Origin of the sequence: Pseudoalteromonas sp. SG43-3, from assembly GCF_014164385.1 — a bacterium.
Classification (GTDB): domain Bacteria; phylum Pseudomonadota; class Gammaproteobacteria; order Enterobacterales; family Alteromonadaceae; genus Pseudoalteromonas; species Pseudoalteromonas distincta.
The window spans coordinates 11,630-25,633 of sequence record NZ_JACJFC010000008.1; the positions used below are offsets into that span (position 1 = coordinate 11,630).

The 14,004-nt window shown below is 38.1% G+C and carries 12 protein-coding genes and 1 other RNA gene; 5 read left to right on the forward strand and 8 right to left on the reverse strand.

What is annotated here, in order from left to right; translation table 11 throughout:
- The first annotated feature begins 182 nt into the window (after positions 1 to 182).
- Positions 183 to 1,076 carry a DMT family transporter gene (locus H5157_RS08910; RefSeq protein ID WP_024595662.1) on the forward strand — a complete coding sequence of 298 codons (894 nt, stop codon included), beginning with the start codon at positions 183 to 185 and terminating at the stop codon, positions 1,074 to 1,076.
- A 5-nt stretch (positions 1,077 to 1,081) separates the two neighbouring features.
- On the opposite strand, the gene H5157_RS08915 is transcribed toward H5157_RS08910, so the two are convergent.
- Entirely contained in the window at positions 1,082 to 1,960 is an 879-nt protein-coding gene (locus tag H5157_RS08915) for an OmpA family protein (protein WP_024595663.1), read from the reverse strand.
- A 202-nt stretch (positions 1,961 to 2,162) separates the two neighbouring features.
- Here H5157_RS08915 and rnt point away from each other — a divergent pair, with 202 nt between their 5' ends.
- Positions 2,163 to 2,867 carry a ribonuclease T gene (rnt, locus tag H5157_RS08920; protein WP_024595664.1) on the forward strand — a complete coding sequence of 235 codons (705 nt, stop codon included), beginning with the start codon at positions 2,163 to 2,165 and terminating at the stop codon, positions 2,865 to 2,867.
- On the opposite strand, the gene H5157_RS08925 is transcribed toward rnt, so the two are convergent.
- On the reverse strand, positions 2,851 to 4,476 hold the full coding sequence (locus H5157_RS08925; RefSeq protein WP_182724558.1) for a DUF342 domain-containing protein: 1,626 nt from the start codon (positions 4,474 to 4,476) through the stop codon (positions 2,851 to 2,853). The genes rnt and H5157_RS08925 overlap by 17 nt on opposite strands.
- A gap of 263 nt (positions 4,477 to 4,739) precedes the next feature.
- On the opposite strand from H5157_RS08925, the gene ssrA reads away from it, so the two are divergent.
- Positions 4,740 to 5,096: a transfer-messenger RNA gene (gene ssrA / locus H5157_RS08930) on the forward strand.
- Between the two features lie 98 nt (positions 5,097 to 5,194).
- On the opposite strand, the gene H5157_RS08935 is transcribed toward ssrA, so the two are convergent.
- The 3 genes from H5157_RS08935 to H5157_RS08945 form a co-directional block, all read right to left on the reverse strand.
- Positions 5,195 to 6,304, reverse strand: coding sequence for a hypothetical protein (locus H5157_RS08935; RefSeq protein ID WP_310736842.1), 1,110 nt, complete (start codon positions 6,302 to 6,304; stop codon positions 5,195 to 5,197).
- A 162-nt stretch (positions 6,305 to 6,466) separates the two neighbouring features.
- Positions 6,467 to 6,763, reverse strand: a complete 297-nt coding sequence (locus H5157_RS08940; RefSeq protein WP_024596756.1) for a hypothetical protein — start codon at positions 6,761 to 6,763, stop codon at positions 6,467 to 6,469.
- A gap of 35 nt (positions 6,764 to 6,798) precedes the next feature.
- The gene (locus H5157_RS08945) at positions 6,799 to 7,803 is read right to left on the reverse strand and encodes a YHYH protein (protein ID WP_182724560.1); all 1,005 of its coding nucleotides are present in this window, start codon (positions 7,801 to 7,803) and stop codon (positions 6,799 to 6,801) included.
- A gap of 186 nt (positions 7,804 to 7,989) precedes the next feature.
- On the opposite strand from H5157_RS08945, the gene H5157_RS08950 reads away from it, so the two are divergent.
- The gene (locus H5157_RS08950; RefSeq protein WP_182715678.1) at positions 7,990 to 8,748 is read left to right on the forward strand and encodes a sulfite exporter TauE/SafE family protein; all 759 of its coding nucleotides are present in this window, start codon (positions 7,990 to 7,992) and stop codon (positions 8,746 to 8,748) included.
- Positions 8,749 to 8,926: 178 nt separating this feature from the next.
- On the opposite strand, the gene H5157_RS08955 is transcribed toward H5157_RS08950, so the two are convergent.
- Both H5157_RS08955 and H5157_RS08960 read right to left on the reverse strand, forming a co-directional pair.
- Positions 8,927 to 9,562, reverse strand: coding sequence for an NAD(P)-binding oxidoreductase (locus tag H5157_RS08955; RefSeq protein WP_149602990.1), 636 nt, complete (start codon positions 9,560 to 9,562; stop codon positions 8,927 to 8,929).
- Positions 9,563 to 9,744: 182 nt separating this feature from the next.
- On the reverse strand, positions 9,745 to 10,068 hold the full coding sequence (locus H5157_RS08960; RefSeq protein WP_182724561.1) for a hypothetical protein: 324 nt from the start codon (positions 10,066 to 10,068) through the stop codon (positions 9,745 to 9,747).
- 318 nt (positions 10,069 to 10,386) lie between these two features.
- Between H5157_RS08960 and H5157_RS08965 the strand changes: the two genes are divergently transcribed.
- Complete coding sequence (locus H5157_RS08965; protein ID WP_182724562.1) at positions 10,387 to 11,868, forward strand: OmpA family protein; 1,482 nt, start codon at positions 10,387 to 10,389, stop codon at positions 11,866 to 11,868.
- A gap of 57 nt (positions 11,869 to 11,925) precedes the next feature.
- Here H5157_RS08965 and mnmC read toward each other — a convergent pair whose 3' ends face one another.
- Positions 11,926 to 13,935 (reverse strand): bifunctional tRNA (5-methylaminomethyl-2-thiouridine)(34)-methyltransferase MnmD/FAD-dependent 5-carboxymethylaminomethyl-2-thiouridine(34) oxidoreductase MnmC, encoded by a 2,010-nt coding sequence (mnmC, locus tag H5157_RS08970; protein WP_182724563.1) that lies wholly within the window; start codon positions 13,933 to 13,935, stop codon positions 11,926 to 11,928.
- Between the last annotated feature and the right edge of the window lie 69 nt (positions 13,936 to 14,004).

Genomic DNA, 14,004 nt, shown 5'->3' on the forward strand with positions numbered 1-14,004 from the left:
GATATAACTAGTTACTCAAATCTCAAATAGTTTTGTAATAAAAGAGCGGTATTAAAATGTAACCTACAATTTACAACTGTATTTATTAAGGACTTGTATGCATTTAAAAGTATTAAAATAGGGTGGTGAGGGTATAATTTTATATACGTTGGATTGCGTTATAAAACGCTAAGGATTGGCATGTGCCGGTAAAAGTATCGTATTTTTTTATGGTTCTCATTTGGTCTACTACACCACTGGGGATTGTGTGGAGCAGTGAAACAGTATCGCCAACGCTTGCTGTATTAATGCGTATGCTGGTGGGGTTGTTTTTAGGTGGTTTAATTGTTGCCATAACAAACATTAGAGTACCTTGGAGCAAAAATGCATGCTTACTTTATTTTTATTCGAGTATAGGTATTTTTGGCGGTATGTTACTAAGCTATATGGCAGCTAAAACAGTCCCTTCGGGTATTATTTCGCTTATGTTTGGCCTTGCACCTATTTTGTCAGGGTTGCTTGCTCAGCAATTACTAAATGAACCTAAATTTAGCCCGATTAAATTAGTGGCGTTAGCGTGCGCCCTAATCGGCTTATATTTTGTTAGTTATAACCAAGTACAAAACTCGCAAACTCAAGGGCTCGGGTTACTTTATGTGTTTATGGCTGTTTGCTTTTTTAGCTTAAGTGGTGTGATGATTAAGCGCGTACAAATTGCGATTCACCCTATGGCAACAACATTTGGTGCCTTAGTTTTTGTAACTCCACTCTTTTTTATTGCTTGGTGGTTATTAGATGGTCAGTTGCATATACAAAACTGGAGTGCAAAATCATTGTGGGCAATTGGTTATCTAGGTGTGTTTGGATCTTTAGTTGGGGCTTTGGCGTATTTTCATGTACTGCAAAACCTAAATGCGAGTACGGTATCACTTACTACGCTCATAACTCCTAGCTTTGCGTTAGGCTTAGGAGCTTGGCTAAACAATGAGCCATTAAGCCAAGAGCTAATCATTGGTGCGGTTATTATTTTAATTAGCCTAGGTTTTTTCCAATTTGGTGATAAATTTTTAAAGCGAAAGAGAGTAAGCGCAAATTAGTTTTACTACATTTTCTCTATTTGAATAATTAAACGACGGTTTTTGTCTCGGCCTAAAATGTTATCGTTATTATCAACAAAGCGTTTTTCGCCTAAGCCGGTGGTTTGTACTTTTGCTTCATCGACACCCAAGCTCACCATATAATCTTTTATAGTTTTGGCGCGCTTGCGCGATAAATCTAAGTTATTCCAGCGGCCGCCATAACTATCGGTGTATGAGTCAATGCTAATGGACTCTATGCTTGCATCATTTTTTAAATACTCAGCAATTTTATCAAGGCGTTGTTGCGACGATTTAGTTAATTTACTGCTGTTAGATTGATAGTTCATTACAGTAAACGAAATATCTTCAAAGCTGTAAGGGAGTAGCTCATCACGGCATTGTAAAAAAGCCCAGTAAGCTTGTTTAAAGTTTACACTCGATATACCAACGGCAATTTTATCGGCACTGTTTTGCCAGTCTTGATAATAAAAAGTAGGGTAGTAGCCTTTTTCAAGCTCACTAAGCATCTCCCATGCGGTTTTATTACCCAGCTCACCATCAAACTTTTTAAGTAATTTCATATTTGCAATATCACGGGCCGGTAAGCCTGCTCGCCAAGACGGTGGCACGGCTTTTAAACCAGCAATTGCGTAATTATCTGGGCGTACAACCATATCTAAATTAAACGTTAAGTTTTTATTTTTACTTGCTGAAGCTTTAAAAATAGCTTCCCCATAATAAGGAACTTCATGATTTAATTGGCATTGTAAGCGCGTTGTTTTAACGACTTCCCAGTTGGAGTTGTCTTGGGTTGCTGTGTATTGGCGCATAGCAGCTTGCGAGTGAGTACTGCAAAGCACTGCACTTATACTAAGGCTAATAAATAACAACTTATACTTCATGGTGCTCTCCAGCTATCCGGGAATGCCAATAATTTGGCAAATTAACGACTGCAATGATTAGTTTGTTCTCTACGTAACTAACTTATAAGTTAAAGCAAGTTATGTGCCTACAATTTTAAAGCAATAAATACTTAAATCCCCTAGCCTAGGGGGCATCAATTTTGACATAATAGTCAGCTTACACGTATAAACAAAGAAGACTATGGCAAATACTGAGCAAACACCTTTCGCAAAACGCTTTCGTGGATTTTTTCCTGTTGTTATTGATGTTGAAACTGCTGGTTTTAACAAAGAGACAGATGCCTTGTTAGAAATAGCAGCTTCTGTTTTAAAAATGGATGACGAAGGACTGCTCAGCATAGATCATACTGTTCATTTTCATGTTCAGCCATTCGAAGGCGCTAATATAGAACAAGCAGCCATCGACTTTAACGGTATAGACCCGTTTTCACCATTACGTGGCGCAGTACCTGAAGACGAAGTAATTAAAGAAATATGTAAAGTAGTACGCAAAGCGCAAAAGGCCGCAGGGTGCCAACGCTCAGTTATTGTGGCGCATAATGCCGCATTCGATCATGGCTTTTTAAATGCAGCAATAGAGCGTAATAACATTAAGCGTACGCCATTTCATCCGTTCGTAAGCTTTGATACAACATCTTTAGCGGGTTTAGCGTTAGGGCAGACTGTATTAGCAAAAGCATGTAGAGCGGCAGGTATCGAGTTTGATAACAGCCAAGCACACTCAGCGCTTTACGACACAGAACGTACAGCTGAGCTTTATTGCTTAATAGTAAATCGCTGGCAGCAATTAGGTGGTTGGCCATTAGCGCCAACTGATGATTGCGACGCTAATAACAAAGTTGAAACTGATACACAAAATAACGAAGAAACTAAAACGTCTGAGTAATTTTACCCTCAGTTAGCTTAACTAGGTGGGGCGGGTAAATACGCGAAAATTGTTTAGAATCTTTCGCTATTTTAAGCTCCACACCAGGGTGCATTAATTCATTTACTTTTAAACGACTACTGGCAAGTAATTGCACTATTTTTTGCTTTATAAGTAGTTTTTGACGATGAATATGTGCAGAGCGTATTTTTATATGCTTTTCATTTTCAGTTATCTTATTCATGAATTGCTGGCGCTGAGCAGCCCCCGCAATTTTACTCGCTTTTTCACGAGCCTGTTGTAAAGCGGTTACTTTAGTCGCAAGTACTTTTTCAAAATCGGTTATTTGTGTTTGCTTTTGGCGAAGCTCAAACCAGAGTTGCGCTAAAAATACGCGCGTTTTAGTACCGGCTGGCGCGCCTAGCTCACCTGTTTCAATGCGCATAGCATCTAAAATATTACCGCCAATAATTTTACCTCGCGGATCGTTTGCTTTGCCTACACGTATTAACCGCCTAGCACTTAAATCACAATGTAGAGCTTGGCGTTCAATAAATAAATCTTGTTCGGATTTAATATTGCAGTACTGAGCATAACCAATAGAAATAGTTCGCAGAGCGGTTATAGAGCATGTAAATGCTTCCTCGCTTTCACGTTTTCTACCAATTGCACCAAGCATAATGGTTACCGCACTTTTACTTTCAACAGCTCCTGATTCTACAAAACCCAGTACCGTAATATCACCATTGGCTTTTACACGCATGCCGTCTTTAATATCGCCAGTAATAATTACGCTACCATCAAAATCAACGTGGCCTGTACTTACATCTACGTTATCAAAGCATAAAACGTCATCTACACGCATACCTCGGGGTAGGGCAACGGGCACACCTTTGCAGTCGGCAATAAGCATATTAGGATTATTAGGATCTACTTTTGTACCTTCGAAAGGCTGGAGTTGGTGATCTGTACCTGGTTTTGCACTAATTGAATCGCCAAATACCGTATAGCCATCTTCTCCAGGAGTAGCGGCAATACGCTGCATTAAGGGAGTACCAGGTTTTACGGTGATAATAGCGCCAAGATTTTTCATATCAACCTTACCACCTTCCTTAGCTTGTGGGCTAAGCACACGGTCTTGGGCTGTTGAGCATAAGCGCACAAATTTAGCATCGCTGCCTTTTTTAGGATTACGCCCATGTGCAATTATGGCGCTATAAGAGCTTCCTGCTGGTTTTTCAAACTGCTGGCCTAAAAAGGTATCAAGCGCGCGTGGGCTTATTCCTTTTTTAACACCTGCATCAGCAAGCGCTTTTTGCGCACCTTCCATAGACAAAAGCGCACCACCTTTAGCGGTAGTTAATGTTGCTTCTGCGACCATGTTTTTTTCATCAATATTAATGACAAGCGACGCATTTACCGCTTTAGCAACGACAAGTGATACTTCCTGATAGTTTTTAGTTGGCGCAAAAAGCTTTCCAATATTGGCAATGACAGCTTCGTACTCACTAAACTCAGATTGTTCGAGCATTTGCGTAAGCTGAGTACTCGTAACAGGAAAGCCACTATCAATAGGGTGACTAACTAAAGAGACAAACCCTGTATTTTGATCAAATGAAAAAACCGACATTTATTAATTCCCTACTCTATGCCTGTTATTATTTTTGTTTTTTACAACTAAAGGTTTAGAAATGACAAAAACCTTAACTCCTTATTTGAACACAGGTTAAACACATTGTTAAGCAAATGTTTATATGGGCTTGCATAAACTAAATTTTGGTTACTTAATGCTCGGTTAGTGCACGCAATTAAAATAAAGCGTTACTAGGCCTTGAGTATCAGTACTTTACTCAGTTATACTGTTTGCACGCTCTGAATTGAGTTACTAATTCAGGGGCTGATTAGGATTCGACGGAATTCAAGAAGCCCAAGGTGCATGTCGAGGTGCGGTTTGCCTCGTTAAACAGCCGCAACCTAAAGTAATCGCAAACGACGATAACTACTCTCTAGCAGCTTAGGCTGGCTAGCGCTCCTTCCATGTATTCTTGTGGACTGGATTTTGGAGTGTCACCCTAACACCTGATCGCGACGGAAACCCTGGCCGGGGTTGAAGCGTTAAAACTAAGCGGCCTCGCCTTTATTTACCGTGTTTGTCCGGGACTTAAAGGTTAATTAAATGACAATACTAAACATGTAGTACCGACGGTCGAGGCTTTTCGGACGGGGGTTCAAATCCCCCCAGCTCCACCAATAAAGGTTTTTGAACTCGTTATTCGAAAACCATAAGAAACCCGCAAATTTGTTAATTCAAATTTGCGGGTTTTTTTATGGAATTTATAAAATAAAGTTTAAGTATTTCTAATTGCGCGTAACTTCATTTTTATCGCAATTATAAAAATACTGAATAACGACAACATACTTATTAACAACGTTAGATTAAGTATTGGGTTGCTGCTTTGCTCATCCGCATTGGCTGGGGAGGTGTTGGTAGTTTGCGAGTTTTGATGTTGCCTAATATAGCTTTGGCTGATCCAATCTACCGCGTTTATCCATTGTACTTTGGCGGGGTCAGTATTATTGAGCATCCCTATTGCGTGCTTATCGTTATCTAAGCTTTTTGAAAGTTGTATCAGTTGCTGCCAAAATTCATTTTTAGGGCCTAGGTCATCTATTTCTTGCAGGTGCTGTTGTAATTTATCGCCCCCCATCGTTTTTATATCAGCTTGTCCTGTACTTTGCGCGTAGCTATTTATTAGCGATGAAAAGCGACTAAAGTACTCATTACTTTTTTGCTGTGTAGGGTTAGCTGCTTGCTCGTTTGTTACTTTTTGTGTTGGTTGATTTAGGCTGTTTTGATCAATCAAATATTGTTTATAGTTTTGGTAACTTAAGCTGTTTGTAGTTGTGTTATTTGTGGTTCCATTATTTAGAGTGCCCAAATTGTTTTTAAGTGCATTAACACTGATCCCTACGCCTATTATGGTAATAATACAAAGTGCGCAATAGCAAAAGTACAATCCGCTTTTTAAAGTGTTACGCAGTAATTTATATTTATTATAACTTTGCTTAATAGCTGCAGCTGTATTTGGGGCTTCGTTTGTATCTAGGCGTTCGTTTTGTATTGAAATACTTTTGCCGTCAGTACTTTCACTAATGTGTTTATCTGTATTTTTGTTGTGCTCAGTGAGTGCTATTTGATTATTTTTAGATTGAGAGGTTACAGTAGAGAGTTGCGGTTCTACTTTAGTAATTAATCCTAGCTTTTTTAGTGAGGATTCTGTTTTAACAGCATCAATACTCGATAAGTCTTTTTTTAAAGCGTAAGCTTTTCCATCAAATAACTGAACAACAATATTATGAGGAATATTTAGAAGTTGGCTAAGTTTTTCTTGGGCAGAGGTAAGGTCAGTATTTTGATATAACTGACCATTAAAAACAATTTTAAATGTAGCGCTCACGTTAGTACCTTGCTTGTGTAATTCCATTTTTGGAATTTTATTTTTATTATTTGATACACAAAGCTAATTTAACAGATAAAGGGTATGCTTTCTAATGATTTGTGATTAAAAAAAGCCTTAACAAACAGCGTTAAGACTTTGGCGTGTAGCTGTTACTTTACTTTATCGTTTTGCGAGTGATTTTACAGATTGCTTTTGATCACTGGCAGGTTGGGTTGCTTTGTCTATTAATGTTTCAAGTGGTTTATTTCGAACGCACATAAGTACTTTGTTCATTGCTTGGCATGTGCCTGTCGCTTTTTTATCATGGCTTGTGTAGCTACAACCTTCATTAATGGCTTTTTCTTCACATGCTTCCCAAGGCGCGTTTGAGCCGTGGCCTGCATGACTTAGCGCTGAGCATGAGGTAGCAAGTAAAAAGCCAGTGGTTAGTGCTTTTATTACGTTAAATATTTTCATTAGTATCTCAGTTAATTATTTGGCCAGAATGCGAGTTATCTTGCGGTAGCACCTTTAAAACAACCAATAAACATGTTTTCAGATACATCGGCTGCATGGTAGTGGTATCCGCGTGTATCGTCGGTGTGGCCTCTACATTCGTCTAAATCAGTGGGTTCTAATCCATCTTCGTTAAGCATGCCAAATATACCAAATCCATCGAGTGCATAACCCATCATGGCGGCATGACCGTCTGATTGGATTTGTGTTTGGCTACAGCCTGCTTCACCGTGGTAGTGATAACCTGCTACTAAGTTAATATGCCCAGCGCAATCATCAAAGGCTGCAATAGTGTATGCGCCTAAAATAGCCTCAACAGGGGCGGGTGCAGCAAGTACAACACCATTGAGAGCAACACCTACATTAGTGTTACCAATACTGCTATTTTGAGTGGTTGCAACAGGCGTTATTGGAATTAAAAATGATTCTGATATACCGCCATCAACATAATCAATAGAGCATTCTACGCAGTGGTTTTGGTATTGCTCCTCTACGTTTGGACGTGCAGCACCATCACACGATTCTTGTGTGTCTGTTACATTTACAAGGCCTGTACCTTCGTCGTATAGCTGCCAATGGCTATCGTTATATAATGTTGGTAGATTTAAAATAAAGTCGCCAGTTATATCGTAAACCTCACCGGTGCCGTCAAACCAAATACCGGCTTCGTCTGCTGTTGATGTGATATTTCTAGGGCAAAATACACCAATCTCGTAATTTGAAGGCGCACCGGCAATATCAATTTTGTAGCATGAAGCTTCATCGCCATTACTTAGCGTACATGTTTGAGTGGTAATTGATGAAATGAGCGCATCGCTTTCAAAGTTAAAAGGGTCAACTTCTACAACAAAATCGGTTGAAGTATCTGTTGTAGTGCCCTCATCGGTGGTTGTTTCAGTTACGACGGTATTTTCAGCATCACTACCGTTACAGGCAGCTAAGCCCAGTGCAAGTATGCACACTGTAAGCGGTGCTAAAATTGGTGCGTTAAGTTTTCTCATCAGAAATATCCGGTAATGAAGTTGAATGTATAATATTTGTTAAATGTGCAAACAAAGTGCAAAAACAACGCAACATAATACATTGCCTGAAATAGAGGCTTATAACGCTTGCTATAGGTGTATGTTGTACATTTTATTGTTTAAAATACTGCGACTTTAAAGTACCTAAATAGGCAGTGGAGTTTTATGGACTTTTTATTTCCCGACAGTATGTCTTTATTTTTGTTTCTATTAATGATGATCACCGCTGGCTTTACTTCTTTTATATCTGCTGCATTTGGTGCGGGTGGCGGGCTAATGTTGCTTGTTGTTATGGCGTCGTTTATGCCTATGGCAGTTGTTGTGCCTGTGCATGGTTTAGTACAGCTTGGCTCTAATGCAAATAGGTTATTACTCAGCTTTAAGCATATTGATAAAAGCATGTTTGTATATTTTGCGTTAGGCGGCTTAGTAGGGGCGGGGTTATCAAGTTTTGTAATTGATGATATATCGCTTGATGCTATGAAGTTAGTGGTCGCTATTTTTGTTATTTATTTACTGTGGGGTAAAACGCCGCCAGTAAAACTAACCTCTAAGCTATGGCGCATGGTCGCCGGTGGCATAACAACTTTTGTTTCTATGTTTGTGGGGGCGAGCGGGCCATTAGTTGGTAGCTGTTTATATATAAATAATTACGAAAAGTTAAAATTTACGGCAACATTTTCGAGCATTATGAGTGTGCAGCATTTATTAAAAGCGGTAATTTATGGTGCTGTTGGCTTTAGCTTTTGGCAATGGATGCCGCTTGTAATTGCTATGGTAATAAGTGGTGCTGTAGGGACTTGGTTTGGAATTAAATTACTTAAAAGTATGTCTGGGGATAAATTTAAGCGTATTTTTAGAGTCGTTTTAACGTTATTAACGCTACAACTCGGTTGGCAAGGTATTAAAATATTACTCCACTAATTTACTTAGTGGAGTAAATTTAATTTTATTAAACATAAATCACTTAAGCGGATTAAATAATTCATTGCGCCAAAAAGTTACTGATATAGAGCGACTACACTGTAATTTTTTGGCTTATCCATGAACTATACTAACTTGCAATAATTGTTCATACGTTTAATTAAATTGGTATTAAAGCTTATTTAACAGCGGCTTTAATTGGTTTGTCGCCATCAAATAACTCAAAAATGCGGTTACTAATAAATGAGTTAGTCGCAATATGTAATAATGCATTGGCTACGTTTTCGCGGCTAATTTTAGCCTCAGAACGATCACTTGGTCGCTGCGTCGTTACTTGCATTGAAGCGCTATCATCAGTCAGTGTACCAGGGCGAACGATGGTGTAATTCAAACCACTATTGATTAAGTGCTCGTCAGCCATGTGCTTGGCAACTAAGTAAGGTTTTAAATCACCTTGAATCGAATCTGGGTCGTCTGCACCGATTGAGCTGACCATAATAAAGTGTTTAACGCCATGCTCTTTTGCAAAGGTAGCTGCTTTAGTTGCAGCCCATAAATCAATAAGTACAGTTTTATCATCGCCCGTACTTCCGCCAGAACCTGCAGCAAAAATCACTTGGTCACAGCCTTTCATTGCATCACCAAAATCGCCTTCAAGATCTTGCTCAACGATAGTTAAAAAAGAGCTGTTTAAATCGCTTAGCTTATTCTTGTCGCGCACTAATGCCACAACATTTTGCTCATTTTTTAAAAGTAGCTCAGTTGCCATTTTACCTATTTGTCCGCTTGCGCCAATAATTAGGGTCTTACTCATAATTAACTCCTTCCAATAAATAGTAAAAGTAATGTGCTTACAAACAGACCTTGGGGTAGGGGATAATTTTTAAAGGGTAAAAAAGAGTTTAAATGAGCTAATTTCAAAAAATACTTTAATTAAAATTCAATACTTAACTGAGCATTAAAATTAGCTGCTTTTGGCGTGTTTTTTAGAACTTTTTATTCAACCATTATACTCACTTCGGTCACATAACTACGGCGATATAGACTAATACGAACCTTATGTTCTTGGTAATTATAAAACAAAGTGCGATATGTATTATTGCCGTTTGTTTTTAACGGCTCACCTAATTTTTGCTGATAAAAGCGAGCGATATCAGAAATTGAATCTGTTAAATAACCAGTGCGAACCATTGGGTATTCGCCGGCTACATCCATTGTTGTAACAAACTCTTCAGGAAGTGGGATTTCAGTGACGTTTTGGCTAAGTACATTAAACGATAGAGCGCATAGCAGTATTATTAAAAATGCTAAAGTTTTCATTAAAGTCCTTTAAATAATAAATTCCATTTATTGGTACTCATTTTACCTCAATAAGCACCTTTGTCATTTAAATTTTATTACGAATTAAATCTCGTACTATAAATCGAGCAGGGTGAATAGCTTGGCTTACACGTTCGCTTAATGGGCGAGGCTCGTTATTTAAACAGCTTATTAACCGACGCATTATACAACTCTTAATATGGCTGCACTTCAGTTATACGTTGAAGTGTGAAAAAGTTACACAAATAAGGATCGTTGAATTAAGTTTGCTCATTAGGCATAGTGCTAATGTAAACTAATACTTTAAAAGGAATTTCCATGAAAAATAGTATTATCAAAGTACTTTTAATTTGTACTGCCTACCTGTGCTGCGCGTTTAACCTGCAAGCAAAGCTATTACTAACGGCTTACCCCGATGCGAAATTAGAAGAAAAAGTCACTTTAGCGGGTGAAGAAGCACAGTTTGTATCAGCCTTTAATCCTGCGCTAAAAAAATCTCAAAAATTTGAATATAAGACATTTATTGGTGATGTAAGTCATTTTTCTTATCAAATAAAGAATGTTGCTTCTTTAAAGGTAATAGAAAACTACAAAGACGCTTTAAATGATGCTGGATTTAAAGTTTTGTATATATGTTCTTTAAACGATTGTTATGAAAAGCGAGAGGATAAATTGCTGGCTGAAGAGTCGAGCTATTTCAACGTGTCTAGTTATTACGGACAACCACATTATATTTACGCAGCAAAAGGAGAGGTTCCTGAAGCTGCCATTTCGTTATTTGTTGGACAATATAAAAATACGACACAAGCGCTTTTGACTACGATCAATATTAAAGAAATTGAAACTGGACTAATAAAAGCTGATTTTGAAGCATTCAAGAAAAAAGTTAATAATAAAATAAAAAAATCTACACATGGAGATTATAAAGGTTCTGCAGATCATCCTTTATTAAGTCGTTACCCTGGTAGCTATATCGAGGATTATCAAAATATTGATTATGAAGAGTTTAGTATCCCAATTGGCAAGTCTGATAAAAAAACGAGTACTTCACCTATGCTTGATGTTACAGGAGATTTAACGCGAATTACTTATATTGCGAATAAAGTATCGACGTTAAAAATTTATCATAACTATGTGAGTGCTTTGACTAAAGAAGGTTTTGAAACCGTATTTTCTTGTCAAAAAAATGAATGCGGTACAAAAAGAAAAGAGATTCAAGCATTAGGCGATAAGCTGGCAATCAAACCTGTTTATAACTACTTTCACCAACCTAGATATCAAGTTATGAAAAAAACTCTAAATGAGCAAACTACCTACGTTGCCTTTTTTATAGGTAACTATAATGGCGATTCTCGTATTCAGCTTGTTGTTGCTCGTACAGAGCCCTTAGTGACAGGCTTAATAGAAACGAATAGTGATAAAGTTCTTGAGCAGTTAGAGCAAAAAGGAAAGGCGTCTATTTACGGTATTTTATTTGATTATGATAAAGCCACTATTAAAGCTGAATCTAAAGAGGCGTTAGATGTTATTGCTCAAGTTATGGAAAAAAATAAAAAATTGAGTTTATATGTTGTTGGTCATACCGATGATAAAGGTTCGCCTAATTATAATGTAAACCTTTCAAAGCGCCGTGCTGATGCGGTTGTTAACGCATTAATTGCTGATTATGGGGTAGCTAAAGAAAGGTTATTAGCTCAAGGAGCGGGTCCTTATTCACCCGTTGCAACTAATAAAAATGATCTAGGTCGTGAACTAAACCGCCGTGTTGAATTAGTTGAAAGGTTGTCTAGTTCAAAATAATTTACGTTTTTAATTTATATGCACATTAGATCTATTATTTTAATGTGTATACCTCATTTAAATTTTATTACGAATTAAATCTCGTACTATAAACCGAGCTGGGTGAATAGCTTGGCTTACACGTTCGCTTAATGGGCGAGGCTCGTTATTTAAACAACTTACGAGATGTTCTGCACTTAGCGGTGCGCTACATAAAGCGCGGGCGCCAAAGCCGGTAAAAATATGTAGGCCTTGTTGTGGCTTATTAAGTTGCTCGTACTGATAGCGTTTACCTAAGCGTAAGTTAGCAAAGGCCATTGTATAATCACTTTGTTCGCACCATTGCCCTGCCATTGGTAGGTGATCTATAAATGTGCATCGTACAGCTGCTTTTGCCGAGGTAATATTGCCAAGGGTTGAGGCAAATTCACTTTGCTGATAAAAGCTAAGTAGTTGCTCTTGGTTTAACTGATTGTCGAGCGCTGTAACTTGACGGCTTTTGGTATTTTTTTCAAACGTTGCACCCATACAGTGATGATCTAAATAGGCTGGGGTAAAATACCCTTTATGGCATAGCACTGTTTTAAGTTTGCGTGATTGCTCACTTGCCTCAATATGTGAAACTTGCCCGCGTACGCCTACTATTGGTAGCGCTTTTGTTTGCTCAAATGCATCACTGTGCTCGCCTGCACAAATAATTACATCACTAAAAGGACCTAACTGCTCATCATTCGTTAATAAAAACCAACCGCTGTCAGTTTTTTTAAGCTGTTTTATATTGCAGTTAAATACGCTTTTAAATGGGTTTATGCTATTTGCAGCGCTTAACATGGCGTTTACTAATTGCGGAGGGTTAACCCAGCCGCCTTGCTCAAAAAACACGCCCGAATAACCTGTTTCTACGCCGGCTATTTCGTCGCCTTGCTCTGCGGTTACGTTGTGCATTAGCTGGGTTGGCCACAGTTGTTTTTGTGCTAAGTTTTCATGTTTATCGGCCAGAGGCTTTTTTACTGCGTGTTGTAATACGCCGCACCAATCGTAATCAAAATTAAAACCACTGCTAAGTAAGTTATTATATAGGCGCTTTGCGTATAAAAAGCTATGTGCAAACAATTCACTGTGCGGTGAATTTTTAGCTTGTAGGTGAGGGTAAATAGCACCTTGCACATTGTGCGATGCCCCCATAGCTGGTTTTTCATCTTGGCAGAATAATTGGCTTGCTATGCCTCGTTTAGCCAAACTATATAAAATGCAGCTACTGGCTATACCGCCGCCAATGACCGCTACTTTTTTTAAAGCGCTGCTATCTTGATGAAAATATGCAGGAGCTGATTGAGCATCATTTACGCACTCTAGTTGGCCAACAAGCATATCTCTTTTTTGGCCAAAGCCTTTGGTTTTTTTAGTATTAAACCCTGCATCAATTAATCCACGGCGAACAAAGCCTGCTGAAGTAAATGTTGATAAGGTTGCACTCGCCCTTGATATATTGGCCATAGAATTAAATAAACTTTGCTGCCACATTTCGGGGTTTTTACTTGGCGCAAAACCATCTAAATACCAAGCGTCAACTATTCCTGTTTGCGGATAGCTCATTGCTTGTATTGATTCAAGTGCATCACCAAAGTATAAATCGAGAACAACCAGTCCATTGTCAAATTCGAGTCTGTGGCATCCTTCTAAATTAATTGGGTATTGTTTAGATAATTTGTTACTAAAGGTGCTTAATGAAGGCCATGCCTGTAGTGCTTTGTTTAAATCGTCTATGTGCAGTGGATATTTTTCAAATGAAATAAAGTGTAAGCGTTTAACACCATTATCTAATTGATTTTGAACTTGTTGACGTGCAAGGTGGTCAGTAAAGCGTTGCCATGTATTTAAAAAGTTTAAACCTGTACCAAAGCCGGTTTCGGCAATAACAAAATGTGGCTGGTCATGATTTTGTAATCGTGCATCTATATTATTTTGCTCATAATACACATAATGCGATTCAGCTAAGCCATCGTCATTAGAAAAATAAATATCACCGAAGTCATTAGCGAAAGGTGTACCTAAATTATTAAAGTGTATATGTGCATTTTTGATCATGATTTTTTAATTTTATAGATATATTTTTTAATTATTTTACGGGTTTTCTTTGAAATAGTCTGGCGTTAT

Bases quoted from the DNA above. Each gene is read 5' to 3' on its own strand.
- H5157_RS08950 (WP_182715678.1), top strand. From the start codon at position 7,990: ATGGACTTTTTATTTCCCGACAGTATGTCTTTATTTTTGTTTCTATTA.
- H5157_RS08960 (WP_182724561.1), bottom strand. From the start codon at position 10,068: ATGAAAACTTTAGCATTTTTAATAATACTGCTATGCGCTCTATCGTTT.
- H5157_RS08955 (WP_149602990.1), bottom strand. From the start codon at position 9,562: ATGAGTAAGACCCTAATTATTGGCGCAAGCGGACAAATAGGTAAAATG.
- H5157_RS08965 (WP_182724562.1), top strand. From the start codon at position 10,387: ATGAAAAATAGTATTATCAAAGTACTTTTAATTTGTACTGCCTACCTG.
- H5157_RS08940 (WP_024596756.1), bottom strand. From the start codon at position 6,763: ATGAAAATATTTAACGTAATAAAAGCACTAACCACTGGCTTTTTACTT.
- H5157_RS08925 (WP_182724558.1), bottom strand. From the start codon at position 4,476: ATGTCGGTTTTTTCATTTGATCAAAATACAGGGTTTGTCTCTTTAGTT.
- H5157_RS08945 (WP_182724560.1), bottom strand. From the start codon at position 7,803: ATGAGAAAACTTAACGCACCAATTTTAGCACCGCTTACAGTGTGCATA.
- H5157_RS08915 (WP_024595663.1), bottom strand. From the start codon at position 1,960: ATGAAGTATAAGTTGTTATTTATTAGCCTTAGTATAAGTGCAGTGCTT.
- rnt (WP_024595664.1), top strand. From the start codon at position 2,163: ATGGCAAATACTGAGCAAACACCTTTCGCAAAACGCTTTCGTGGATTT.
- mnmC (WP_182724563.1), bottom strand. From the start codon at position 13,935: ATGATCAAAAATGCACATATACACTTTAATAATTTAGGTACACCTTTC.